Consider the following 24,927-nt stretch of genomic DNA (forward strand, 5'->3'; position numbering starts at 1 on the left):
TTTTTCGATTCACCGCACGGCGGCGCCGCGGAAGAAATAGCGCCCCATGCTCAAATACCTCGCCAAGCGCGGCATTACCTACGTGGTGATGATCTTCCTCACCACGTCCGCCGGCTACTTCCTGGCTGTCAGTTCACTCAAGCCGGCACTCCTCGAGCAGGAACGCATCCCCCGGCCCACCCCCGAACAGGTCGCCAACTCCATGCGGCTCAAGGGCCTGGACCCGGACCTCAGCCCGTGGGAGCGCTACGTTGACTGGATCACCGGCATCATCACCCGGTGGGACTGGGGCCGGAGCCCCAACGGCGCGTACATCAACGCCGAGTTCGGGGACCGCGTCTGGATCTCCACCCGCCTTTTCCTGGCCTCGATCATCCTGACCCTGGTCATTGGCGTCGCCCTGGGCGTGTACTCGGCGGCGCGGCAGTACAAGTTCCAGGACCGGGTCATCACGTCCTACAGCTACCTCGCCTACATCGTGCCCGCACCCATCGCCTACTTCCTGGTGCAGCTGGGTGCCATCAACATCAACGAATCCGTCGGTGACCGGATCTTCTTCGTCACGGGCATCTCAACCCCGGGTGTTGCACCCGGCTGGCCCCAGTTCGCCGACCTGATGGCGCACTACGTGGTGCCCACGGTGGCCATCACCCTCGTGGGCTGGGGCGCCTACCAGATCGCCCAGCGGCAGTACCTGCTGGACAACGTCAACGCCGATTTCGTCCGCACCGCCCGGGCCAAGGGCCTGAGCCGGAACCAGGCGATCGCGCGGCACGCGCTCCGGGTTTCCTTCATTCCGGTGGCCCAGAGCATCGCCTTCACCATTCCGGCCATCTTCGCCGGCGGTTTCTTCGCCGAGAAGATCTTCGCGTGGCCCGGCGTGGGGTCGTGGAGCATTGACGCCATCTCGCTGCAGGACGTCAATGCCGCCACTGCCACGCTCGCTTACGGATCAGTGATCTTCGCCTTGGGCGCCATCCTGGCGGACTTCGCCACCACGCTTGTCGACCCGAGAGTGCGGGTGCAGTAGCCATGACCAACCTGAACGCCGTTGACCCGGCAGCCGTGGCGCAGGACGCGCACCTGGAAAGCGCGGACGTCGTCATTGGCAAGTCCACCATCATCATCCGCCGGTTCCTGCGCAATAAGACTGCCGTGACGGGCTTGGCCATCTTCGTAGCCCTGACCGTCTTCTCGTTCATCGGGGGCTTCTTCACCCAGTGGGACAAGGAAACCATCGACCCCTTCAACATCGGGATGCCGCCCTCCGGCGAGCACTACCTTGGCACCTCGCAGGCGGGGATCGATCTCTACGCCATGACAGTCGAAGGAACCAGGATCTCCATCCTGATCGGCCTGGTGGTGGGCCTGGTGTCGGTGCTGATTGCCGCCGTCTACGGCTGCAGCATGGCCTACTTCGGGGGCAAGGTGGACAAAGTCATGCTGTTCATCCTGGAAGCACTGATCATGATGCCGGCGCTCCTGGTGGTGGCCGTTGCCACCAGCGGGGGCGGGGCGGGACTGAAACGCGACCTGCCGTCCTGGCTGCTGCTGATCATCGTCCTGCTCGTGTTCAGCTGGATGGGAACCGCCAGGCTGATCCGGTCCATGTCCATGTCCCTCATGCAGCGCGACTTCGTCAAGGCGGCCCAGTACATGGGCGTCCCGCCGCGCCGGATCGTTTGGCGGCACCTGGTGCCCAACATCGGCTCGCTGCTGATCCTGGACATCACCCGCGGCGTCACCGCAGCCATCCTGGCCGAGGTCGCCTTCTCCTTCATCGGCATCGGCATCAAAGTCCCCGACGTGAGCCTGGGCGTGCTGATCGGCCAGGCCACCTCCCAGGTCTCAACCTTCCCGTGGATGTTCTGGGTTCCGTTGACCGTGATGTTCCTGCTGACCGGCTCCCTGGCCATGATGAACGACGGCCTGCGCGACGCCTTCGACCCCAGCTCCACTTCCAGCGGCAAAGCCAAAAAAGCCAAAGCCCGGACTATCCGTGCGGAGAAGAAGACGCCATGAGCAGCGAAACCACCACCGGAGCCACGGACCCGTCGCAGTCGACCGTGGAGCGCCTGCACGTGGCAGGGCTGCACGCCCCCGGGGACGCCGTCCTGTCAGTCCGGGACCTGAACGTGCGGTTCAATACCGAAAACGGTGTTGTGCATGCCGTCCGCGGTATCGATTTCGACCTGCTGCCCGGCCGCACCCTGGGAATCGTGGGGGAATCGGGCTCCGGCAAATCGGTCACGTCCCTGGCCATCATGGGCTTGCTCGCGCCGACGGCCGAGGTCACCGGATCTGTTCGGCTCAAGGGCCGGGAGTTGCTCGGGCTGAGCGACAAGGCCATGTGCGAATACCGCGGCAACGAGCTCGCGATGGTCTTCCAGGACCCATTGTCATCCCTCACCCCGGTGTTCACCGTGGGCACCCAGATCATCGAAGCACTCACCATCCACAACCCCACGATGAGCAAGAAGGCCAAGGAAGCCCGCGCCGTCGAACTCCTGGCCATGGTGGGAATCCCCAGCCCCAAGGACCGGCTGAAGGCCTTTCCGCACGAATTCTCCGGCGGCATGCGCCAGCGCGTCATGATCGCGATCGCGATCGCCAACAACCCACGCGTCCTGATCGCGGACGAGCCGACGACGGCGCTGGACGTCACCATCCAGGCCCAGGTCCTCGAGGTGCTGCACAAGGCGCAGGAGGAGACCGGCGCCGCCGTCGTCATGATCACCCACGACCTGGGCGTGGTGGCCGGAATGGCCGACGACATCATGGTCATGTACGCGGGCAAGCCGGTGGAAACCGGGGCCGTGGACCACATCTACTACAACCCGCGGATGCCCTACACCATGGGCCTGCTCGGCGCCGTCCCGCGCGTGGACGTGGCCGAGAAATCCTCGCTCGTGCCCATCGAGGGGATGCCGCCGAACCTCCTGCAGGCCCCCACCGGCTGCTCGTTCGCGCCCCGCTGCCCGCTGGCGTCGGACGCCTGCCTTGACGGCGAACCCGCCCTGGCGCCCGTGGCCGACGACGGACTGCACCGCGCCGCCTGCATCAAGTCCGACTCCCTGGGCGGGACGGTGGACGTGCGCGATGTCTTCGCCGCCCCGCCGGTACCGGTCTCCCGTTTTGACGCCATCCCGCGTGCTGAACGGGCCACCGTCCTGCAACTCACGGACGTCCGCAAGCACTTCCCGCTGACCAGGGGCGCCCTGATCAAGCGCAGGATTGGCACCGTCAAGGCGGTGGACGGCCTGAGCTTCGACATCCGCGAGGGCGAATGCTTCTCCATCGTGGGCGAGTCCGGCTCGGGAAAGACCACCACCCTCCTGGAAATCATGGAATTCCACCCGGACCAGGATGGCGAGGTGGTGATCGGCGGCCTGAGCAACAAGCAGGCGGCCGATGCCAAGACCAAGGGCAGGATGCGCCGCGAACTGCAGATGGTCTTCCAGGACCCCACAGGTGCCCTGGACCCGCGCTTCACGGTCTACGAGGTCCTGGCCGAACCACTGCAGAACGCGGGCATGGACCGGGCGGCCATCAAGAAGCGGATCATGGAGCTGATGAAGCTCGTGGGCCTGCAGCCGGACCACGTCAACCGGTTCCCCAACCAGTTCTCCGGTGGCCAGCGGCAGCGGATCGGGATCGCCCGGGCCCTGGCCGTGAATCCCAAGCTGGTGGTCCTGGATGAACCCGTCTCCGCATTGGACGTATCGGTCCAGGCCGGCGTCATCAACCTCCTGGACCAGCTCCGCGCCGAACTGGGCCTGAGCTACCTGCTGGTGGCCCACGACCTGTCGGTAGTGCGCCACATTTCCAACCGCGTGGCCGTGATGTACCTCGGGAAGATCGTAGAGATCGGGGCTGTGGACCGGGTGTTCGACAACCCCCGCCACCCCTACACCCGTGCCCTCCTGTCCGCCATCCCGGTACCCGATCCGCACCTGGAACGGACCCGCGAACGCATCATCCTCCAAGGCGACCTGCCCTCCCCGCTGCAAGCCCCCAAAGGCTGCAACTTCGCCACCCGCTGCCCGGTCTTCGCCGCGCTGCCGCCCGCGAAGCAGGAAAAATGCCTCACCCTCGAACCGCTCCTGGAAGCCGCGGCACCCTCGGCGGCCGTGCAGGTCCTGCAACAGGCTCCCGTGCCCGTGCCGGACCAGCAGTTCGCCTGCTTCTATCCGGACGGGGAAATTGATGAGGACATGCTGGTGGTCCATGAACCGGCGGACCACCTTGCACCCTAGGATTTTTTCGACCCACCCGCACCACCACTCGCACCAATCGAAGGGAAAACCATGAGGAAACTGAACAGGATCGGCGGGGCAGCAGCCATTGCTGCCGCCCTGACGCTGACGGCCTGCGGAGGTGGCGGTGCCAGCGGCCCCGAAACAGCCAAGGGGCAGGAGGCAGGCAGCGACCTGTCCAAGCTGATCAGCATCAACGAGAAGCCGGCAGCCGACCTCCAGCAGGGCGGCAAGGTCACCCTGCCGCTGGGCAATATCGGCCCGGACTTCAACGGCTTCTCCAACAACGGAAACAGCGCTGACAACTCTGCCCTGCAGATTCCCATGAACCCGGTCGCCATGAACAGCGGCGGCATTGGTGGCTGCTGGAAGGTGGACTTCAAGGGCAAGGTCACCGCAAACCCCGATTTCTGCGAGTCGGTGAAGAGCGAGGTGAAGGACGGCAAGCAGACCATCACCATCGAGGTCAACCCCAAGGCCACGTACAACGACGGCACCCCGATTGACGTCAAGGCCTTCAAGAACACCTGGAATATCCTCAAGAGCGCGGACGCCGGCTACGACATTGTCAGCTCCGGAGCCTACGAATTCGTGGATTCCGTTGAGGCCGGCAGCAGCGACAAGGAAGTCATCGTCAAGACGTCCCGCCCGGTATTCCCGGTCGATTCGCTGTTCTTCGGCCTGATCCACCCCGCCGTGAACACCCCGGAGATCTTCAACGAAGGCTTCAACGGCAACATGCACCCGGAGTGGATGGCGGGGCCGTTCAAGCTGGACCAGTACGACACCGCGGCCAAGACCGTGACCCTGGTTCCGAACGACAAGTGGTGGGGCCAGAAGCCGGTCCTGGCCAACGTGACCTTCCGCCAGCTGGAGACCAGCGCACAGATCGCGGCGTTCAAGAACGGTGAGATCGATGCCATGTCCGCCAACACCATCTCGCTGTACAAGCAGCTGGACGGCACCAAGGATTCAGACATCCGCCGCGGCCAGCGCCTCTTTGCCGGTGGCCTGAACCTCAACGCCCAGCGCATCACCGACGTCAACGTCCGCAAGGCCATCTTCGCCGCCGTGGACCGCGAAGCACTCCGCAAGGTCCGCTTCAACGGCCTGAACTGGGAAGAGCCCAGCTCCGGTTCCATGATGCTGCTGCCGTTCTCCGAGTACTACCAGGACAACTACCCGGTCAAGGAAACCGGCCCCGACGCCGCCAAGAAGGTCCTCACCGACGCCGGCTACACCGCCAACGCCAGTGGCGTCATGGAGAAGGACGGCAAGCCCGCCTCCTTCAAGATCAGCAACTTCGGTGACGATCCCACCACACTGGCCGTGGCCCAGACCCTGCAGAAGCAGCTCCAGGCCAGCGGCATGGATGTGGGCATCGACCAGCGCGCCTCCGCCGACTTCGGCAAGGTCCTGGGCAGCCGCGAGTTCGACCTGAGCATCTCCGGCTACACCGTGGGCCCGGATGCCACCGACGCCGTCAAGCAGTACTACGACTCCAAGGTCAACGAGAACAAGCTGGGCGACGCCGACCTGGACAAGAAGATCGCCGACCTCGCCTCCATCGAGGACAACGCAGCGCGCAACAAGGCTGCCATGGACGTGGAGAAGGAGCACATGGCGAAGTACTACTCCATGGGCGTGGTCTTCAACGGCCCGCAGATCTCCTTCGTCCGCACCGGCCTGGCCAACTACGGCCCGTCGCTCTTCCAGAGCACCTCGCAGGTCCCGGACTGGACCACCATCGGCTGGGAAAAGAAGTAACCCACCGCGGTCCAACCAAAAAGCCGGCACCCCTGGTTCACCAGGGGTGCCGGCCCGTTTAACGCTGCGCGCTCCGCGGTAGCGTAGCTTCCATGACTGGAGCTGAAGGCGACCCCCGCACCATCCGCACCGCCGTCGTCGGCTACGGGCTGGCAGGGAGCGTGTTCCACGCCCCGTTGCTGGCAGCCGACGGCAACTATTCGCTGGACCTCATTGCCACGTCCGACGCCGGGCGGCAGGCGGCTGCCGCATCCCGGCTGCCGGGGGCGGACGTGGTGCGCGACGGCGCCGCTGTCCTTGCGCGGGCAGCTGACCTTGACCTGGTGGTATTGGCGACGCCGCCGGACACGCACTATCCGCTGGCCAAGGCGGCCCTGGAGACCGGGCTGGACGTGGTGGTGGACAAACCGTTCACGGTGACCCGCGCGCAGGGGCAGGACCTGGTTGAGGTGGCCCGGCAGCGGGGCAGGGTATTGACGGTGTTCCACAACCGGCGGTGGGACGGTGATTTCCTGACCCTGCGGAAACTGCTGGCTGCCCGGTCCCTGGGTGAGGTGACACGCTTCGAGTCCCGGTTCGAGCGCTGGCAGCCCACTATCGCCAAGCCGTGGAAAGCACGGGCTACGGCCGCGGACGGGGGAGGGGCACTGTTCGACCTTGGCAGCCACCTGGTGGACCAGGCGCTGCAGTTGTTCGGTCCCGCCACGGTGGCTCACGCCGAGCTGTCGGCGCGCCGGTCCGATGAGCGCGCGGACGATGACGTCTTCCTGGTCCTGCGGCACGAATCGGGCGTCACCAGCCACTTGGCCATGAACATGCTGTGCGCGCAGCAGGAGCCGCGCTTCCGGGTGCTTGGTTCGGTGGGCGGGTACACGAAAAACGGCGTGGACCCCCAGGAGCCCTACCTTGCCGCCGGCGGCAGCCCCCTGGACGCCGCGTACGGGCAGGAAGCGCCCGAGTGGGCGGGGCTGCTGGGCCGTGACGGCCACCTGGACCGACTCCCCACAGAACGGGGGAACTACCCGGAGTTCTACCGGATCCTGGCGGACAAGATCCTCGACGGCGGCGCAGCCTCGTCCCAGCCCCTCCCGGTAAATCCGGAGGATGCCGTGGAGGTCCTGAAAATCATAGAAAAAGCGCGGGAACTGGCCTCATAAGTGCCTTAACGTCGGAACGGCAGCCATCCAGAAAGCGTGCGTCAAAGCGACGAAGGAGCAGCACGCGTTGGATGACTGCCGTTCCGACGGCAACAGGGCCTAGGCCGAAACGAGCTCGTGCCAGTCGGCTACGAGCGGCAGGTTGTGCGCCTCGGACACCGAGTGGTGTGCCACGTGGCCGGCGGCGATGTTGAGGCCGGCGGCCAGTGCGGGGTCGCGGTCGAACGCGGCCTTGACGCCCAGGTTGGCCAGGGACACGGCGTAGCGCAGGGTGACGTTGGTCAGTGCGTACGTGGAGGTGTTGGGCACGGCGCCGGGCATGTTGGCCACACAGTAGAAGATGGTGTTGTGCACCTTGTAGGTGGGTTCCTGGTGCGTGGTGGGGTGCGTGTCCTCGAAGCAGCCGCCCTGGTCCACGGCGATGTCCACCAGGACAGAACCGGGCTTCATCCGGGCCACGAGGTCGTTGGTGACCAGCTTGGGAGCCTTGGCGCCGGGGATCAGCACCGAACCAATCACGAGGTCGGCGTCCACCACTGACTTTTCGATCTCGTACTTGTTGGAGGCGACCGTCTTCAGCCGGCCCTGGTACTGGGCGTCGAGTTCGCGGAGCCGGTTGATGTTGATGTCCAGGATGGTCACGTCGGCGCCCAGGCCCAGGGCCATGGCGGCGGCGTTGGTTCCGGCCACGCCGGCGCCCAGGACAACCACCTTGGCGGGGCGGACGCCCGGGACGCCGCCCAGCAGCACGCCCTTGCCGCCGGCGGGTGCCATCAGCGAGGTGGCGCCCACCTGGACGGACAGGCGTCCGGCCACCTCGGACATCGGGGCCAGCAGCGGCAGCGTGCGGCCTTCCTGCACGGTCTCGTAGGCGATCGCGGTGACGCCGGAGTTGATGAGTTCCTGCGTCAGTTCCGGCTCTGCTGCGAGGTGCAGGTAGGTGAACAGGATCAGGCCCTTGCGGAAGCGGTGGTACTCGGCCTTCACCGGTTCCTTGACCTTCATGACCATGTCGGCGCGGGACCAGACGTCGTCCGCCTCGTTGACGATCTCGGCGCCCGCGATCGCGTATTCCTCGTCGGTGATGCCCGAGCCCAGGCCGGCCCCGCGCTCCACCAGGACGGTGTGGCCGTGGGTGCGGAACTCGTGGACGCCGGCAGCGGTGATCGCTACGCGGAATTCGTTGTTCTTGATCTCTTTGGGGACGCCGATGATCATCGTCTGCTCCAAGGTGTGGTCCCGGCGGGCCGGGAAAGTGGAAGGATTTTCGTGTTTCAACGATAAATCCGCCTGTGAGCCAGGCGACATGGGCGGGTGTGAGGCCCGCCGGGGCAGGCGCGTGATTCCGGGGTTTTTGCCGCGCCAGGCTCGACAACTGTCGACTCCTGAAGCGTCAGGTGTCGCCTCGTGTTGGTTCGTGGGTCCGGCTGCGCAGGCAGTAGTGTGAGCCCATGCAGCAGCAGGGTGTGGAGCAACTCGTCGAACAGGTGGCACAGAAGCTTGGCCGCGGCCTATCCCTGGAGGACCTGGACGGCCTGCTGCTTGCCTACAGCTCCAACCAGTCCCACGCAGACCGAGTCCGGGTGAATTTCCTGCTGAGCAAGAAGGTCCCGGCGGATGTCAGCGCCTGGCAGCTCTCCCACGGGATAGCCACCGCCGTCCGGCCGGTGGTCATTCCGGGCAATCCGGACCTGGGCATGCTTGGCCGGGTCTGCGTCCCGCTGATGGTCCGGGGCTTCCGCGTCGGCTATCTGTGGGTGCAGCAGGACTCGGCAGAGGAAAGCCCGACGGCGATCCTCACCCAGTTGCCCGGCGTCAACCATGAGCTCGAGCTGCTTTCGGGGCTCCTGCTCGACTCGAACACGGCGGAATCAGAATTCCGGCGGGGCCGGGAGCGCGAGTTCCTGGCAGCCTGCGCCGGTGAACCCAACGCGGTGGCGGCGGTGGCGGGCTGGAAGGAAGTCCAGGGCCGCGGCCCCTGGCAGATGGTCACCATCCTCGACGCGGACGGCTGGGCCAGCGGGCCGGATCCCATCGCATCGGCCCTGATCCACCGTTCTACGGCGCTGCAGGCAACGGTGGGTGTGGATGCGGCCCTCTTCAGTGCCGGCACCGAAACCCATTCGGTGGTGCTGTTCCGCGAATCGACGGGCAGGGCCAACCACGCCCAGGTGCTGGTGCACTACCGGCTGGAGCTGGCCAAGCGCTCCGGCCGGCCGGTCCACCGGATCATCCTGGGCATCAGCGAGGGGTTCGCCAGGACGCGCCAGCTCGCAGAGGCCTACCGGCAGTCCCGGCTGGCAGCCCAGGCGGCCGCCGTCGACCCGCAGCTGGGCGAACTCGTGGACTGCCGCGCCACCGGCGTCTACCAGCTGCTCGCGTCGGCCGGCGGGGGAGTGGGTGCGTGGGCGGACTCCGGGTCCGTGTACTTCCGGATGCTTGAGGACCACGACCGCAACGGCGAGCTCATCCCCGTCCTGGAGCTGCTGTATGACAATGACGGCTCCGTCCAGGACGTGGCAACCCGGCTCCACTTGCACCGCAGCAGCATCTACAACCGGCTGGGGCGGATCCGTCAACTGCTGGGGGTGGACCCGCTGAAGGGCTTGCCGCGGCTGGAACTGCATGCCGCGCTCAAGATGCGGCGCTGGGCGGCAAGGCCCAGGATCTGACGCCAGGGAATCCCGGTTAGCGGGAGGGCGCCCCGACGAAGGACCGGATGGCCTCCGCAACCTGCCGCGGGCGCACATGCTGGACCACGTGGCCTGCCTGCGGTATTTCCACGAAACTTCCCTGCGGCACGGCCTGGGCGAGCCGGATGCACCACTCCGGCCCGGCCACCTGGTCATGGCTGCCGCGCAGGACCAGGACGGGCACATTGATGCCGGCCAGCCGCCGCTCCGTGGGGTAACCCATCATCACCGGCACTTCAGTGAGATACCAGCGCGGCCCGCAGCGGAAGTAGTCGGTGACCACAATCCAGTTGGACGAGGCACTTTCCCGGAGCAGCGCGTCCAGGAAGAGGGCCACTCCCTGCCGCAGGACGCTCCGGTGCCGGGAATCCACTACGGGTCCCATCAGGACCAGCCGGCGTGCCCGTTCGGGTGCGTAGAGCGCGGCCTCGATGGTGAACTGCACGCCCATCGAGTGTCCGACGAGGATGTAGGAGTCGATGCCGCTTGCCTTCAGTGCCTGGGCGATGAACGCGCCGTAGTCCGCCGCGGAGAGCTGCCTGCCGGGCCGGGGGGTGCCGGCGAAACCCGGCAGGTCAAAGGAGTAGGTGGGGGCGCCGGCCAGTTCGCCGTGCAAACGGCGAAGGTAGCGGTGGGAGACGCCGATGCCGTGAATGAGGACATAGGCCGGTCCGGCCGGGTTGCCTGCAGCGTCCTGTCCGGGTGCGGGCGTACCGTCAGCCCAGAACAACCTCCCCGTCAAACCATTGGCGGCCACCTCCGTAGAGCGCAGCCCGGCGTCTTTCCGGCGCAGGCCACGGGGAAACCGCACTACTCCGCCTCGCCGGCGCGGCCGGCGGCGGCCTTGTCCTGCTTGCGCTTCCGGTCCTCAAGCTTCTGGTGCTCCAGCCATGCAAGGATGTCGGCCTGCCGGATCCTGCGGTGCGAGCCGCGGTACTCCACCGGGATCTCGCCGCGGTCGGTCATGTTGCGCAGGTACGTGTGCGAGATCCCCGCCAGTTCCGCGGCCTGGGAGGTGGTCAGCATTTCCTCCACGCTGCTCACAGTCACCGTTTCGCCGCGGCCCAGCCGTGCCAGGAGATCCACGACGGCGTCCCGTGCCTGCGCGGGCAGCCGGTGGACGGTGCCGTCAACGAAGACGGTGATGTCGTTGCTGTCCTCCAGGGCGCGCGCAAGGCTGCCGGCCTCGCCTGCGGGCAGGCCGGCCGTAACGCGGGGGGCTATCAATGCCATGGACGTAGCCTATCCCGCGTCCGGCTGCCGGCAGGCGAGGCCGTTCCTCCGGATCAGAGCCCCAGTTCCTCCAGGACCGGCAGTTTCTCCCGGACCCATGCGCGGGCTTCCGTGGCGCTCGGCGCGGAGAGGGCAAGTCTTGCCAGTTCCTGGGCCTCGGAGAGCGTCACCGTCTTCAGCACGGCGGCCACCGCGGCGAGCGAGCGGGCCGTCATGGACAGGGTGGTCACGCCAAGCCCGGTGAGGACGACGGCGAGGGCGGGGTCCGCGGCAGCCTCACCGCAGACACCCACGGGCTTGTTGTGGCCTTCGGCCCTGGACCCTTCAACCGTGAGCCCGACGAGGCGCAGGACCGCGGGCTGCCACGGGGTGTTCAGGTTGGCCAGGGGGCCGAGCTGGCGGTCGGCGGCCATGGCGTACTGGGTGAGGTCGTTGGTGCCCAGGCTGGCGAAGCCCACTTCGCGGAGGATCGCTTCGGCGGTGAGGGCGGCGGAGGGGACCTCCACCATGACGCCAGGGGTCTTGATGCCGGCGTCCGCGCACATGGAGGCGAAGCGCGCGGCTTCCTCGGCGGTGGAGATCATGGGGGCCATGACCCAGACGTCGGCCTCGGACTGCTGCTGGGCCAGTGCGATGGCTTCCAGCTGCCGGTCCAGGACGCCGGGGGTGGTGAAGTCGGTGCGGTAGCCGCGGACCCCCAGGGCCGGGTTGGGTTCCGTGGAGTCGGTCAGGAAGGGCAGGGGCTTGTCGGCGCCGGCGTCCAGTGTGCGAAGGACCACTTTCTTGCCGGGGAACGCGTCGAAGACGCTCTTGTAGGCAGCTGCCTGCTCTTCGACGCTGGGTTCGGTGTCGCGTTCCAGGAAGCAGAACTCGGTGCGGAACAAGCCCACACCCTGGGCTCCGAGCTTCGCAGCGGCCTCGGCGTCCTTGCCGCCGCCCACGTTGGCGAGCAGCGGCACCTCGTGGCCGTCCGCCGTCGTGCCCGTGCCGTTGAATTCTGCCAGCAGCGACGCCGTGGCAGCCCAGGCCTCGGCTGTCGCCCGGAGGGTCTCGTCCGGTTCCGAGGTGATGTTGCCGGCGGCGCCGTCGACGTACACTTCGGTGCCGTCCGCGAGTTCGTCAACGCCGACGGCGGCAACGACTGCCGGCAGGCCCAGGGACCGGGCGATGATGGCCGTGTGGGACTGCGGGCCACCCCCGGCGGTGACCAGCGCCAGGACCTTGTTGGGGTCCAGCGTGGCGGTGTCGGCCGGCGCCAGGTCCTCGGCCACCAGGACGAATGGGGTGTTGGAGGCGGGGATGCCGGGGGCGGGAACCCCGCGGAGCTCCGCGACGATCCGGGCACGGACGTCCAGGACGTCGGTGGCGCGTTCGGCCATGTAGCCGCCCAGGTTGTGCAGCATCTCGGAAACCGAGGAGCCGGATTCCCAGATGGCGCGTTCGGCGGAGGTCCCGCGCGCCACAAGCTTGGCCGCGCCCTTGATCAGCATGGTGTCCTTGGCCATCAACGCGGTGGCCTCCAGGACGGCCTTGCCGTCACCCACGGCATGGGTGGCCCGGTCCTTCAGTTCGTCGTGCACGGCCTGGGCCGCGGCCTTCAGTGCTGCAGTCGCTTCCTCGGCAGTGGTGCCGGCCGCCAGCTGCTCGCCGGCGGGCGGCTCGCTGATTGGTTTGGGCATCTGGCGGATGATGCCGATGACGCGGCCCGGACTGACGCCTACTCCTGGGAAGTTCTGCACTGAAGGTCCTCATTCTCTGCCGGTAGACAGGCCCGCCAAGGTCTCCGGCGCCGTGCCGGGGCTGCCGATGGACTGCTACGTCCGGGGCAGGAAACGTGCCTGAAAAAATTGTATGTGATTCAGTTCATATAGCAACGCTATAGGTGCTAGGGTAGCGGTTATGAGTTTGGATGGCCAGCTTCCCCCCAAAATGCGGCTGCTCCGCGCAGCCGCGGAGTTGCTGGCAAATTCCGCGGGAGCGCCGGTGTCCACCCGCCAGATCACCCAGCTGGCGGGCGTTTCGGCGCCCACGCTGTACCACCACTTCGGTGACAAGGAAGGACTGTTCGACGCCGTCGTCGCCGCAGGGTTTGAGGAATATGTCGCGGGCGAAAGGGATTTCGCCCCTTCCGGACAGCCGCTTGAGGACATCCGGAGAATGTGGGACAACCACGTCCAGTTCGGCCTGAACCAGCCCGAGCTGTACCTGGTGATGTTTGGCAACATCCGCCCGGAGAGCCGGCCCGCCATCGTGGCGGACGCCGAGTCGCTGATGGAGGAGATGCTGAACAAGGCAGCGGCGGCGGGCCAGCTGAACGTCCAGCCCAGGGAAGCGGCCAGGTCCATCCTGGCGGCCAACGTGGGTGTGACGTTGATGCTGATTGCGGAGTCTGCCGCCGAGAGGAACCTCGAATTGTCCACCATGACCCGGGACGCCATGATCTTCGCGGTGTCCGCCGAGCCCGCCAGCGGCCCGGCCGCGGGCAGCACCGGAAAATCCTCGGTGGTGGTGGCAGCGATCGCCCTGAACGCCGCACTTCAGGCCTCGCACTCTGACCAGCTTTCCAGCTCGGAACTCAAGCTCTTCCTCGAATGGCTGCACCGGATCTCCACCAGCACCGCCGGCTAAGCCCCAATCAGCGCATTACCCAGCACTACGTCGTCGTAATCATTCGGACCATCCTGCGGAGCAGCAGGAATGACGGTTAGGAAATCACATGGCAACAGAGACAGTTGCAAAACCCCGCACCAGCGCGCGCGTGCACGTCCAAAAGTTCGGGACATTCCTGTCCGGCATGATCATGCCCAACATCGGTGCGTTCATCGCCTGGGGCATCATCACCGCCCTCTTCATTGAGAAGGGCTGGCTGCCGGTGCCGCAGCTGGGTGGATTCGGCGAAACCGACGGGAAGCCCAACATCGGCCTCGTTGGCCCCATGATCACCTACCTGCTTCCCCTGCTGATCGGCTACACCGGCGGCAAGATGGTCTACGACGTCCGCGGCGGCGTGGTGGGTGCCATCGGCACCATGGGTGTGATCGTCGGTGCCGGCATCCCCATGTTCATCGGCGCCATGATCATGGGCCCGCTGGGCGGCTGGACCATGAAGAAGATCGACATGCTGTGGGAAGGCAAGATCCGCCCCGGCTTCGAGATGCTGGTCAACAATTTCTCCGCCGGCATTTGGGGTGCCTTGCTGGCCCTGCTGGGCTTCTATGGCATATCGCCCCTGGTCACTGCGTTCAGTACTGCTGCGGGCAACTTCGTGCAGTTCCTGGTCCACAACGGCCTCCTGCCGCTGACCAGCATTTTCATCGAGCCGGCCAAGGTCCTGTTCCTGAACAACGCCATCAACCACGGCGTGCTCACCCCCCTGGGCGTCCAGCAGTCGCTGGACCAGGGCAAGTCCATCCTGTTCCTGCTCGAAGCCAATCCCGGCCCCGGCTTGGGTATCCTGCTCGCGTACACGTTCTTCGGCCGCGGCGCAGCCAAGGCGTCGGCCCCCGGCGCAGCCATCATCCAGTTCTTCGGCGGCATCCACGAGATCTACTTCCCGTACGTCCTGATGCGCCCGCTGCTGATCCTCGGCGCCATCGCCGGCGGCATGACCGGCATCGCCACCCTCGCCGTCACCAACTCCGGCCTGGTGGCACCGGCCGCCCCGGGCTCCATCTTCGCCGTGCTGGCCCAGACCTCCCGCGACAGCTACTTCGGTGTGATCCTGTCCGTGGTCCTCGCGGCGGCAGTTTCCTTCCTGGTGTCCTCGGTCATCCTGCGGACCACCAAGCACAGCGATGAGGCGGACCTCGGCGACGCCACCGCCCGCATGGAAGAGATGAAGGGCAAGAAGAGCTCGGTTGCCTCAACCCTCACCGGCGCCGGCGTCGGAACTGCCGCGGGTGCGGCCGCCGGCCGCGGCGGGGTAGGCGTCCTGGCCGGCCCGGTGCGCAACGTGGTGTTCGCCTGCGACGCCGGCATGGGCTCCAGCGCCATGGGAGCCTCGGTGCTGCGGAACAAGATCAAGGCCGCCGGGTTCCCCGACGTCAAGGTCACCAACGCCTCGATCGCCAACCTCACCGACAGCTACGACGTCGTGGTCACCCACCAGGACCTCACCGAGCGTGCCAAGCCCGCGACGTCCAGCGCCGTGCACTACTCCGTGGACAACTTCATGAGCAGCCCGCGGTATGACGAGATTGTTGAACTGGTCCGCGAGAGCAACACCGAGCGCGAAGGCTCGGCCGACGCCGGCGCCACCCACGGTGCGCACGCCGCCGAAGCCCCGGTGGACGCTGCGCCCGCTGCCGCGGCAGGAACCGCCGCTTCCACGGCCGGGACCTCCGAGATCCTGGCACGGGAGAGCGTGGTCCTGACGGGTTCGGCCACCACCCGCGACGCTGCCATTGACGAAGCCGGCAGGCTCCTGCTGGCCCGGGGTGCCGTGGATGAGGGCTACATCGCCGCCATGCACGAGCGCGAGGAATCGGTGTCCACCTACATGGGCAGCTTCCTGGCCATCCCGCACGGCACCAACGCCGCCAAGGACCACATCCGCAAGTCCGCGGTGTCCGTGATCCGCTACCCCGAAGGCATCGACTGGAACGGCAAGGAAGTGAAGTTTGTGGTGGGTGTCGCAGGCATCAACAACGAACACCTGCACATCCTGTCCTCCATCGCCAAGGTCTTCACGAACAAGGAGCAGGTGGCCCGGCTCGAGGCTGCCACGTCCGAGGATGAAGTCCTGGAGCTTTTCGGAAAGGTCAACTCATAGTGAAGGCAGTACATTTTGGCGCCGGCAACATCGGCCGCGGCTTCGTGGGCCTGCTCCTGCACGATGCCGGCTACGAGGTGGTGTTCGCGGACGTGGCCGATGAACTGATCACCCGGCTGGCGGCCGCGGACAGCTATGCGGTCCACGAGGTGGGTGAGAACCCCGCCGTGCGGACCGTGGACAACTTCCGGGCGCTGAATTCCAACACCCAGGAGGCTGAGCTGGTCGCGGAAATCGCGACCGCGGATATCGTCACCACAGCGGTGGGTCCGCACATCCTGAAGTTCGTGGCGCCCGTGATCGCCAAGGGCATCGTCGCCAGGGAGCCCGGCCGGGCTCCCCTGCAGGTGATGGCCTGCGAGAACGCCATCAACGCCACGGACATCCTGGCCAAGGAAGTGGCCGCCCAGCCAGGCGCCGCAGCCGGGGCCCTGGATGGGAAGGTGGTCTTCGCGAACACGGCCGTGGACAGGATCGTGCCCAACCAGGAGCCCGGCCAAGGCCTGGACGTCACCGTGGAAACCTTCTACGAATGGGTCATCGACCGCACCCCGTTGGGTGACTCCGCGCCCGTGATCCCCGGGGCCACCTTCGTGGACGACCTCTCGCCGTACATCGAACGGAAGCTCTTCACCGTGAACACCGGGCACGCCTCCGCCGCCTACCTGGGGTTTGAGGCGGGGCTGGAAAAGATCTCCGACGCCATGGCGGACCAGGATGTGGCGGAAGATGTCCGGGCGGTGCTGGAGGAGACCAAACAGCTCCTGGTGGCCAAGCACGGGTTCAGCAACGACGAGCAGGAGGCGTATGTCCAGAAGATCCTGGTCCGGTTCTCCAACCCCTACCTGCCGGACACCGTCAACCGGGTGGGCCGCGCCCCGCTGCGGAAGCTGAGCCGCCACGAGAGGTTCATCGGCCCGGCGGCGGAGCTGGCAGAACGCGGCGTGGTGCCGGAGGCCCTGCTGGGCGCGATCGCTGCCGCACTCCGCTTCAACGATCCCGCAGACGCCGAGGCCACCGAACTCGCGGGCATCCTCGGCTCCGCCAGCCCGGCTGATGCCACGGCCAGGATCACCGGACTTGAAGCGGACCACCCGCTGTTCAGCGCCGTCGCCACCCTCGTGGAGGAACGGCAGGCCGAACTGGCAGGCGCCCCCGCCTGACGCGCGCCATCCCAGCGACGCCGGCACCCACTTCATCGCAGGAGTGGGTGCCGGCGTTCGTCCGTCGTGCAATACCCCGGAAACCCCCGCTCACCTTTTGCCCGCTTTCCCCAAACCCCCGCTCACCTTTTGCAGGCTTTCCCCAAACCCCCGCTCAGATCCTGTGCCAAGCTGGGCAGGTGACCGATACCCAACCTGCCGTGACTCCCTTGCTGACCGCCGACGTCGACGGCGGTACGTTCCGCCTCCGCCATGCCACCCCTGCCGACCTCCCGGCCATGGTGCAGCTGCTCGCCGATGACGCCCTGGGCGCCGCCCGCGAGACCGCACAGGACATGGAGCCGTACCAGCGGGCCTTTGGCGCGATCGACGCCGACCCAGCCCACCTCTTGATCGTCGGCGAGACCGTTCCGGCGGGGGACCCGGACGGCACCGTGGTGGCCACCTTCCAGCTCAGTTTCCTTCCCGGCATCTCCCGGCAGGGGGCGTGGCGTTCGCAGCTCGAGGGCGTCCGCGTTGCCGCGTCCCTTCGCGGGCAGGGCCTGGGGAAGCTCATGGTGGGCTGGGCCATCGCGGAGTCCCGGCGCCGGGGTTGCACCCTGATGCAGCTGACCACGCACCACAGCCGCTCCGCCGCGCACCGGTTCTACGGGCAGCTGGGCTTTGAGGCGAGTCACATCGGGATGAAGTTGACTCTCTAAGCCTTGACTGTTAGGTACCCTAAATGTTAGGCTACCTAACGATGAATGACGATAACGCACTCCAGGAACTTGCCAGCGGATTCCGCGAGGCCCTCCGGCACAGCGTCTACCTGGTCCGGCGCCTCGACGCCGACGGTGAACTCAGCGCCGCCCAGCTCAGCACCCTCAAGATGCTGCTTGACGAGGGCCAGCGCGTCGGCGAGATCGCCCGCAATCTTGGGGTCCGCGTCCCCAGCGCCACCGAGCAGATCATCAAGCTCGAGCGCGCCGGGCTGGCCCGCCGTGAGCCGGATCCGAACGACTCCCGCGCTGTCAGGGTGATCCTGACCCCCGAGGGCCGGGACGCCGTCGACTCGGCAAACCGGCGCCGCAACCAGGTGATGGCAGGCATCCTGTGCACCCTCAGCGACCAGGACCGCAAAGCCCTGGCGGACGCGCTGCCGGTCATCGACAAAATCAACGCTTACCTCCAGAACTGAACCAGTGACGAATTTAGGAGTACCCTCCATGGACGGCCAGCTCGCAGAAACCCTGCCGGCACCTGAAAACACCTTGCAGGCTGAAAAGGCCTCATTCCTCAAGCAGCCGAAGGCGGTGTGGGCCACCGCGCTCGCTGCAGTGTTCGCCTTCATGGGCATCGGCCTGGTGGACCCCATCCTCCCCGCCATTGCCACCAACCTGCAGGCCAGCCCGAGCCAGGTCTCTCTGCTGTTCACCAGCTACTTCCTGGTCACTGCCCTCGCCATGCTGATCACCGGGTTTGTCTCGTCCCGGATCGGCGGCAAACGGACCCTGCTGATCGGCCTGGCCGTCATCGTCGTCTTCTCCTCGCTCTCCGGCCTGTCCGCCAGCGTCAGTGAGCTGGTGGGCTTCCGGGCCGGCTGGGGCCTGGGCAACGCCCTGTTCGTGGCCACGGCCCTCGCCGTCATCGTAGGCGTCGCCAGCGGCGGCGCCGGGACCGCGATCATCCTCTACGAAGCCGCCCTGGGCCTGGGCATCTCGCTCGGCCCGCTCCTGGGTGCCCTCCTGGGCGGCTGGCAGTGGCGCGCACCCTTCTTCGGCACCGCCGTTCTCATGGCGGCCGCCTTCATCGCCTTGATTGCCCTGCTGCCCAAGACGCCGCTGCCCGAGCGCAAGGTCCGCCTGCGGGACCCCTTGCTGGCCCTGGGCCACAAGGGACTGCGGACGACGGCGGCGAGCGGCCTGTTCTACAACTACGGCTTCTTCACCATCCTGGCTTTCACCCCGTTCATCCTGGGCATGAACGCCTACGGAATCGGTGGCGTCTTCTTCGGCTGGGGCGTGGCCGTGGCCGTCTTCTCCGTCTTCGTGGCACCGCCGCTGCAGGCCCGCTTCGGTGCCGTCAAGGTGCTGACCAGCACGTTGTTCCTGCTCATGCTGGACCTGGCCGGGCTGGGCCTGGCGGCGGGGCATTCGGTGCCGGCCGTCGTCGTCCTGGTGATCGTTGCCGGTGCCCTGCTGGGCGTCAACAACACCATCTACACGGAACTGGCCATGGGTGTCTCCGATTCGCCCCGCCCGGTGGCGTCCTCCGGCTACAACTTCGTCCGCTGGATGGGCGGCGCGCTGGCCCCGTTCGCGGCTGCACAGCTCGGTGAGCACTTTGGCCCGCAGGTTCCGTTCTTTGCCGGCGCGGCGGCCATGGTGGTGGCCATCCTGATCGCCCTCGGCGGCCGGGCCTACCTCTCCTCACACGAACCGCACGTGGTGTAAGCGGCCCGACAACAAACAAACCCTCCATCTCGCCAGGTGATGGAGGGTTTTGTTGTTTCCAGCGAAAGCCGGGGCGGCGTTACGAGGCCTTCTTGGAACCCTTGGGCACGAACAGCGTCTCTGCCTGCTCCAGGGACATTCCGTTGGTCTCCGGCACCTTGAACATCACGAAGAAGAAGGAAGCCGCCGCGAACAGCGCGTACATGGCGTACGTCAGGGGCAGCGAGCCTGCGGCCATCACCGGGAAGCTGAGGGTGATGGCGAAGTTGGCCACCCACTGCGCGGCAGCTGCCAGGCCCAGGGCCCGGGCGCGGATCTTGGATGGGAAGATCTCGCCCAGGAGCACCCACACCAGCGGTCCCCAGGACGCGCCGAAGCTGATCACGAACACATTGGCTGCCACGAGCGCCACCGGTCCCCAGGCGCCCGGCAGGGTGATGTCCTCGCCGCTGCCCGTTGCCGAGGAGAACGCAAGGGCCATGGCGCCCAGGGATACCGCCATTCCCACGGAGCCGGTGAGGAGTATGGGGCGCCGCCCAATACGGTCCACGAGGGCGATGGCCACCAAGGTAACCAGGATGTTGGTGACCGCCGTTGCCACCGAAATGGCCAGCGAGTCCTTTTCCTGGAACCCGACGGCCTTCCACAGGGTGGTGGAGTAGTAGAAGATCACGTTGATGCCCACGAACTGCTGCAGCACGGACAGGATGATGCCCACCCACACCACCGCCTGCAGGCCAAAGGCCTTGCCGCGGAGGGAGCCCTTTTGCCCGGCCAGCTTGTCTTCCTCGATGGCTTCCCGGATGTCGCGGATGTGCCTGTCGGTGTCCTCGGCGGGCGCAATCGAATCAAAGACCGTCCGTGCCTGGTCCTCCTTGCCTTGGAACACCAGGAAGCGCGGGGATTCAGGCAGCGTGAAGGCCACCCAGCCGTAGACGACGGCGGGAACGGCGGCGGCAAGGAACATCCACCGCCAGGCTTCGATACCGAGCCAGAACGACTGGTCCGCGCCGCCGGCGGTCGTGGCCAGGAGCGCATCGGAGAGCAGGGCCGCGAAGATACCGGTGGTGATGGCCAGCTGCTGCAGGGAGGCCAGGCGTCCCCGGACCTTGCGCGGTGAAATCTCGGAAATGTAGGCGGGGGCGATCACGGACGCCAGGCCGATGCCCAGGCCGCCCACCAGGCGCCAGAAGATCAGGTCCCAGACGCCGAAGCAGAAGCCCGTGCCCACGGCGCTGACCAGGAAGAGCAAGGCGCCCAGCTTCATGGCGGGAATGCGGCCGTAGCGGTCCGCCACCTTGCCGGCCAGGAAGGCCCCGGCGGCGCAGCCAAGCAAGGCGATGGCGACGGCGAAGCCGGTCACGGCCTCGGACAGGGCGAATTCTTCCTTCATGGCGTCCACTGCACCGTTGACCACGGACGAATCGAAGCCGAAGAGGAATCCGCCCACCGCCCCCGCGAGCGCCAGCCAGATCACCCGCCGTGGAATCCGGGTGGTTGTCTGCTCCTGTGCAGTGGGCATGGTTCTCCCTGGTGTTGGGGGTTTATGGATGCGGTGCGGACGTCGTCGGCTGCTGTACCGGCCCAAAGGGCCGGCGCACACGCGCTAAACAGTGTGGCACGCCACCGCCGCAGGTTCCACTTGGCGCCCCTTGCCCCACAACTTGCCCCGCAACGAAAAACGACGACGGCGGGCCGTGCCGCCGTCGTCGTTTCTCCGTGCGCTTCCGGGCCTAGTGGGCCGGAATCTGCATGTCGTCCTTGTCCTGCGGCGAGGCCTTCTGGTCCGTCAGCTTCTTCCGCGGCAACGCAAAGCTGATGAGGAACGCCAGGCCCGTCAGGGCAGCAGCGGTCAGCATCACGGTGTCGATCGAGGTGGCGAAGCCTTCGGTGATGGGCCTGGTCAGGGTGGAGTTGGCCGTGTGCAGCCAGCTGGTGTCGTTCAGCGAATCGTTGGAGGCGCCGTTCTTGAAGAAGTCATACAGCTTGGCGTTGGCGGGATCGGACGCGACGGCGGGGTCCTTCAGGACGGCGAGGTAGGCAGGATCCGTGGTGGCGCTCTTCATGCCGTCCGCGATCCGGCTGGCGGCCAGGCTGAAGAGCATGGAGATGAACACGGCGGTACCTACGGCGCCGCCCATGGAGCGGAAGAACGCCGCGGAGGAGGTGCCTACGCCCATGTCGCGCGGCGGAACGGAGGTCTGCATGGCAAGGGTGAGGGGCTGCATGCAAAAGCCCAGGCCCACGCCGAAGAACACGGCGATGAGGCCGGGAACCCACAACCCGGTGTCCACGCCCAGGGAGAAGCCCATCACCAGGGCGGCAGCGGTCAGGATGCCGGTGCCCATGATGGGGAAGATGCGGAACGTTCCGGACGCGGAAATGGTGCGGCCGGCGGTGATGGAACCGAACAGGATGCCCACCGTGAAGGTGATCATCATCAGGCCCGCCTGTGTGGGGGTGAGGCCCTTCACCAGCTGCAGGTACATGGGAAGCATGGCGATGGCGCCGAACATGCCGATGCCGATGATGAAGTTCAGCAGCGAGGACAGCCCGAACGTGACGTTGTGGAAGAGCCGCAGCGGGATCAGGGCGTAGTCGCCGGCGCGCTTCTCGGCGAGCAGGAACCAGGCAATGCCCACGACGCCCAGGCCGTAGCAGAGGAAGGAGTTGACCGAGGCCCAGCCCCAGGAGCGGCCCTGCTCGGCCACCAGCAGGAGCGGAACGATCGCCACCGTGATGGCCGCGGCGCCCCAGTAGTCGATCTTCTGCTTCAGGTGCTTCGCCGGCAGGTGCAGGAACAGGAACACCACCGTCAGGGCGGCAAGGCCGATGGGGATGTTGATGAAGAAGACCCAGCGCCAGCCGTCAAAGCCCAGGATGTTGGCTGATCCGGCGAACGCGCCGCCCACCACAGGGCCGAGAACCGAGGAAATACCGAAGACGGACATGAAGTAGCCCTGGAACTTGGCACGGTCCTTGAGGGAGACGATGTCGCCGATGATGGTCAGCGCCAGGGCCAGCAGCCCGCCCGCGCCGAGGCCCTGGATGCCGCGGGCAATGGCCAGTTCGGTCATCGAGTGCACCGAGCCCGCGTACAGCGAACCCACCAGGAAGATGGCGATGGCCGTCAGGTACAGCGGCCGGCGGCCGAAGATGTCGCTCAGCTTGCCGTACAGCGGGGTGCTGACGGTGGACGTGATCAGGTACGCGGTGGTGGCCCACGCCTGCAGCGAGAGCCCGTCGAGATCGTTGGCGATGGTGTAGATGGACGTCGAAACGATGGTCTGGTCCAGGGATGCGAGGAACATGCCCAGCATCAGGCCAACCATTACCGTGACGATCTGGCGTTGCGTCAGTGTTTCTCCGGCGCGGGGCGCGGCAGAGGCTTTGGACATGGGGGCTCCAGGGGAAGAAAAGGATATAAGCAGCGATAGTTGCTTTCAGTAACTATCTTACTCGCACATTTTATTCCCCGCCCTGCCAACTTTCTGCGGTTGCCGTTGCCGGGCGGCGCTCCCTGCCTAGGCCTCCACGAGGATGCCGTCCGGGTCGCACCAGATGGCGGCCCCGGCACGGATGGTCACGCCGTCAATCACCACGTCCACGTCGACCTCCCCGGCGCCGGTCTTCAGGCTCTTCTTAGGGTTGCTGCCGAGTGCCTTGACCCCAAGGTCCAGCCGGGCAAGGGCCTCCCGGTCCCGGATGGCGCCATTGATCACGACGCCGGCCCAGCCGTTCGCCACGGCGCTTTCGGCGATCATGTCCCCCATGAGGGCCGTCCCCAGCGATCCGCCGCCGTCCACCACCAGGACGGCGCCGTTCCCCGGGGATGCGAGCGTCGACTTCACCAGGGCGTTGTCCTGGAAGCACCGGATGGTCCGGGCCGGGCCGTTGAAATGCGTCCGTCCGCCCAGGGACTGGAACTGCAGGGAGATCGATGCCAGTTCGGAGCCGCGCTCGTCATAGAGGTCTGCAGTGTTCACGGCTGGGTTTCCTGCGGGAGTGGGTGCGCTCATCTGTTGCTCCTTGGTCTTCAGTGACGGGGCACCGGGGCGGGGCCCCGCGGCCAGGTACGGCCCACGATAGTCTGATTCCCACCGCCAACCGGCCGCACCAGGGGGAGCCAAGCCAATGAGTCTGTCCAAGAAGCCTCTGCCGCCGGGCGGCTCCGCACCGGAAAGTGCGACGGCGGCGCTCGCCGAGCCGGTGCAGAAGGTCACCGCTCGGTGGGTCACCGGCCTGGTGTTGGTGAACGTCGGCATCAACGCCGCCTTCTTCGGCCCGATCAACGTGTTCATCGGCCAACAGGCCATCAGTATCGACGCGCCCAGCAAGGAAGCCATCCTTTCCTTGGTGACGGCCTGCGGTGCCGCCGTGTCCTTGGTGGCCAACCCGCTTTTCGGCGCCCTCTCGGACCGGACCACCTCGCGCTTTGGCCGCCGTGCCCCGTGGATTTTGGCAGGGGCGGTGCTGGCGACGGCGGCCCTGCTGGCGATGTCGTTTTCCGCCGCCGTGGCGCTCATGGTGCTTTTCTGGTGCCTGGTGCAACTGGGTGCGAACGCCGCCTATGCTGCCATCACCGCCGCCGTCCCGGACCGGGTGCCCGTGGCCCAGCGCGGCGGCGTGGGCGGGCTCGCGGCCATGGGCCAGACCCTGGGCATCCTCACCGGCGCCGTCTTCGGGGCGGTGGTTGCCGGCAACTTCATGGTGGGCTACTGGCTGTGCGCCACGGCCCTCCTGCTGTCCGTCCTGCCGTACCTCTTCCACCGGAACGATCCCGTCCTGCCGGCGTCGGAACTGGAGGCTTTCCGCCCCCGCGTCTTTGCCAAGGGCTTCTGGATCAGCCCGGCGCGGTATCCGGACTTCGCCTGGGCGTGGCTGACGCGGTTCCTGGTGAACGTGGGCAACCAGCTGACCATCGTGTACCTGCTGTTCTTCCTGCGGGACGTGATCGGCTACCCTGACCCGGCCGCGGGGGTACTGGTCCTGACCGGCATCTATGCGGTGATGGTGATGATCACCGCCGTGCTGGCCGGTCCCTGGAGCGACAGGGTGGGCCGGCGGAAGCCGTTCGTCATCGGTTCGTCCGCCACGATCGCCATGGCCGGGGCCATCATGGCGTTCTTCCCGGTGTGGCCGGGCGCCCTCGCGGGGGCAGCGGTCCTGGGCATCGGCTTCGGTGCCTACCTCGCGGTGGACTTCGCTCTGCTGACCCAGGTCCTCCCGTTCGCCGTCAGCCGCGGGAAGGACATGGGCGTAATCAATGTGGCCAACTCCCTGCCCCAGGTGGTTGCCCCGGCCCTGGCGCTGGTGGCCGTGACGTACGCGGGCGGCTACCGGACCTTGTTCCTCACCGCCGCCGTCATCGGGCTTTTGGGCGCTGTTTTCGTCGTCAAGATCAAGGGCGTGGACTGACCCGAAGGCGGCCGAAGGTAAGCCCGCTGACCAA

20 protein-coding genes are annotated in these 24,927 nt (G+C 66.8%); 13 read left to right on the forward strand and 7 right to left on the reverse strand.

Translation table 11 applies throughout. The annotated features are described in order from the left end of the window. Nucleotides 1-46: 46 nt before the first annotated feature. From QRM96_RS07420 to QRM96_RS07440, 5 genes are all read left to right on the forward strand, one after another. Nucleotides 47-1,030, forward strand: a complete 984-nt coding sequence (locus QRM96_RS07420) for an ABC transporter permease (RefSeq protein WP_109864197.1) — start codon at nt 47-49, stop codon at nt 1,028-1,030. Nucleotides 1,031-1,032: 2 nt separating this feature from the next. After that, entirely contained in the window at nt 1,033-2,022 is a 990-nt protein-coding gene (locus tag QRM96_RS07425; protein WP_018763682.1) for an ABC transporter permease, read from the forward strand. After that, complete coding sequence (locus QRM96_RS07430; protein WP_109864198.1) at nt 2,019-4,256, forward strand: ABC transporter ATP-binding protein; 2,238 nt, start codon at nt 2,019-2,021, stop codon at nt 4,254-4,256. Before QRM96_RS07425 ends, QRM96_RS07430 begins: the two co-directional genes overlap by 4 nt. Nucleotides 4,257-4,307: 51 nt before the next feature. Beyond that, complete coding sequence (locus QRM96_RS07435) at nt 4,308-6,023, forward strand: ABC transporter family substrate-binding protein (protein WP_285319041.1); 1,716 nt, start codon at nt 4,308-4,310, stop codon at nt 6,021-6,023. Nucleotides 6,024-6,115: 92 nt separating this feature from the next. Next, nucleotides 6,116-7,180, forward strand: coding sequence for a Gfo/Idh/MocA family protein (locus QRM96_RS07440; protein WP_285319042.1), 1,065 nt, complete (start codon nt 6,116-6,118; stop codon nt 7,178-7,180). 99 nt (nt 7,181-7,279) lie between these two features. On the opposite strand, the gene ald is transcribed toward QRM96_RS07440, so the two are convergent. Next, nucleotides 7,280-8,398 carry an alanine dehydrogenase gene (gene ald, locus QRM96_RS07445; protein WP_018763678.1) on the reverse strand — a complete coding sequence of 373 codons (1,119 nt, stop codon included), beginning with the start codon at nt 8,396-8,398 and terminating at the stop codon, nt 7,280-7,282. Between the two features lie 233 nt (nt 8,399-8,631). Between ald and QRM96_RS07450 the strand changes: the two genes are divergently transcribed. Next, nucleotides 8,632-9,852 carry a PucR family transcriptional regulator gene (locus QRM96_RS07450; RefSeq protein WP_285319043.1) on the forward strand — a complete coding sequence of 407 codons (1,221 nt, stop codon included), beginning with the start codon at nt 8,632-8,634 and terminating at the stop codon, nt 9,850-9,852. Between the two features lie 16 nt (nt 9,853-9,868). Here QRM96_RS07450 and QRM96_RS07455 read toward each other — a convergent pair whose 3' ends face one another. The 3 genes from QRM96_RS07455 to ptsP are packed head-to-tail and all read right to left on the reverse strand — an operon-like array spanning nt 9,869 to nt 12,845. Next, nucleotides 9,869-10,684, reverse strand: a complete 816-nt coding sequence (locus QRM96_RS07455; RefSeq protein ID WP_231369933.1) for an alpha/beta fold hydrolase — start codon at nt 10,682-10,684, stop codon at nt 9,869-9,871. Further along, the gene (locus QRM96_RS07460; protein ID WP_018763675.1) at nt 10,684-11,106 is read right to left on the reverse strand and encodes a helix-turn-helix domain-containing protein; all 423 of its coding nucleotides are present in this window, start codon (nt 11,104-11,106) and stop codon (nt 10,684-10,686) included. The genes QRM96_RS07455 and QRM96_RS07460 overlap by 1 nt, the downstream gene beginning before the upstream one ends. Before the next feature lie 53 nt (nt 11,107-11,159). Beyond that, on the reverse strand, nt 11,160-12,845 hold the full coding sequence (ptsP, locus tag QRM96_RS07465) for a phosphoenolpyruvate--protein phosphotransferase (protein ID WP_285319044.1): 1,686 nt from the start codon (nt 12,843-12,845) through the stop codon (nt 11,160-11,162). 160 nt (nt 12,846-13,005) lie between these two features. Between ptsP and QRM96_RS07470 the strand changes: the two genes are divergently transcribed. From QRM96_RS07470 to QRM96_RS07495, 6 genes are all read left to right on the forward strand, one after another. Beyond that, nucleotides 13,006-13,734 carry a TetR/AcrR family transcriptional regulator gene (locus tag QRM96_RS07470; RefSeq protein ID WP_109864202.1) on the forward strand — a complete coding sequence of 243 codons (729 nt, stop codon included), beginning with the start codon at nt 13,006-13,008 and terminating at the stop codon, nt 13,732-13,734. An 88-nt stretch (nt 13,735-13,822) separates the two neighbouring features. Beyond that, a complete protein-coding gene (locus tag QRM96_RS07475; protein WP_018763672.1) occupies nt 13,823-15,877 on the forward strand; it encodes a PTS mannitol transporter subunit IICBA in 2,055 nt (684 codons plus the stop codon). Continuing rightward, entirely contained in the window at nt 15,877-17,040 is a 1,164-nt protein-coding gene (locus QRM96_RS07480; RefSeq protein WP_018763671.1) for a mannitol-1-phosphate 5-dehydrogenase, read from the forward strand. Before QRM96_RS07475 ends, QRM96_RS07480 begins: the two co-directional genes overlap by 1 nt. Nucleotides 17,041-17,249: 209 nt before the next feature. After that, nucleotides 17,250-17,741 (forward strand): GNAT family N-acetyltransferase, encoded by a 492-nt coding sequence (locus QRM96_RS07485; RefSeq protein WP_285319071.1) that lies wholly within the window; start codon nt 17,250-17,252, stop codon nt 17,739-17,741. 41 nt (nt 17,742-17,782) lie between these two features. Then, nucleotides 17,783-18,220, forward strand: coding sequence for a MarR family winged helix-turn-helix transcriptional regulator (locus QRM96_RS07490; RefSeq protein ID WP_285319045.1), 438 nt, complete (start codon nt 17,783-17,785; stop codon nt 18,218-18,220). Between the two features lie 28 nt (nt 18,221-18,248). Then, a complete protein-coding gene (locus tag QRM96_RS07495; RefSeq protein WP_285319047.1) occupies nt 18,249-19,475 on the forward strand; it encodes an MFS transporter in 1,227 nt (408 codons plus the stop codon). A gap of 79 nt (nt 19,476-19,554) precedes the next feature. Here QRM96_RS07495 and QRM96_RS07500 read toward each other — a convergent pair whose 3' ends face one another. The 3 genes from QRM96_RS07500 to rraA all read right to left on the reverse strand — a co-directional run bounded on the left by QRM96_RS07500 (nt 19,555) and on the right by rraA (nt 23,494). Further along, nucleotides 19,555-20,997 carry a sugar porter family MFS transporter gene (locus QRM96_RS07500; RefSeq protein ID WP_133832346.1) on the reverse strand — a complete coding sequence of 481 codons (1,443 nt, stop codon included), beginning with the start codon at nt 20,995-20,997 and terminating at the stop codon, nt 19,555-19,557. Between the two features lie 211 nt (nt 20,998-21,208). Beyond that, on the reverse strand, nt 21,209-22,873 hold the full coding sequence (locus tag QRM96_RS07505) for an MDR family MFS transporter (RefSeq protein ID WP_018763666.1): 1,665 nt from the start codon (nt 22,871-22,873) through the stop codon (nt 21,209-21,211). 126 nt (nt 22,874-22,999) lie between these two features. Beyond that, nucleotides 23,000-23,494, reverse strand: coding sequence for a ribonuclease E activity regulator RraA (rraA, locus tag QRM96_RS07510; RefSeq protein ID WP_285319048.1), 495 nt, complete (start codon nt 23,492-23,494; stop codon nt 23,000-23,002). Between the two features lie 115 nt (nt 23,495-23,609). On the opposite strand from rraA, the gene QRM96_RS07515 reads away from it, so the two are divergent. After that, nucleotides 23,610-24,893, forward strand: coding sequence for an MFS transporter (locus tag QRM96_RS07515; RefSeq protein WP_285319049.1), 1,284 nt, complete (start codon nt 23,610-23,612; stop codon nt 24,891-24,893). Nucleotides 24,894-24,927 lie beyond the last annotated feature (34 nt).

This window comes from Pseudarthrobacter sp. lyk4-40-TYG-27, assembly GCF_030209295.1.
GTDB lineage: Bacteria > Actinomycetota > Actinomycetes > Actinomycetales > Micrococcaceae > Arthrobacter.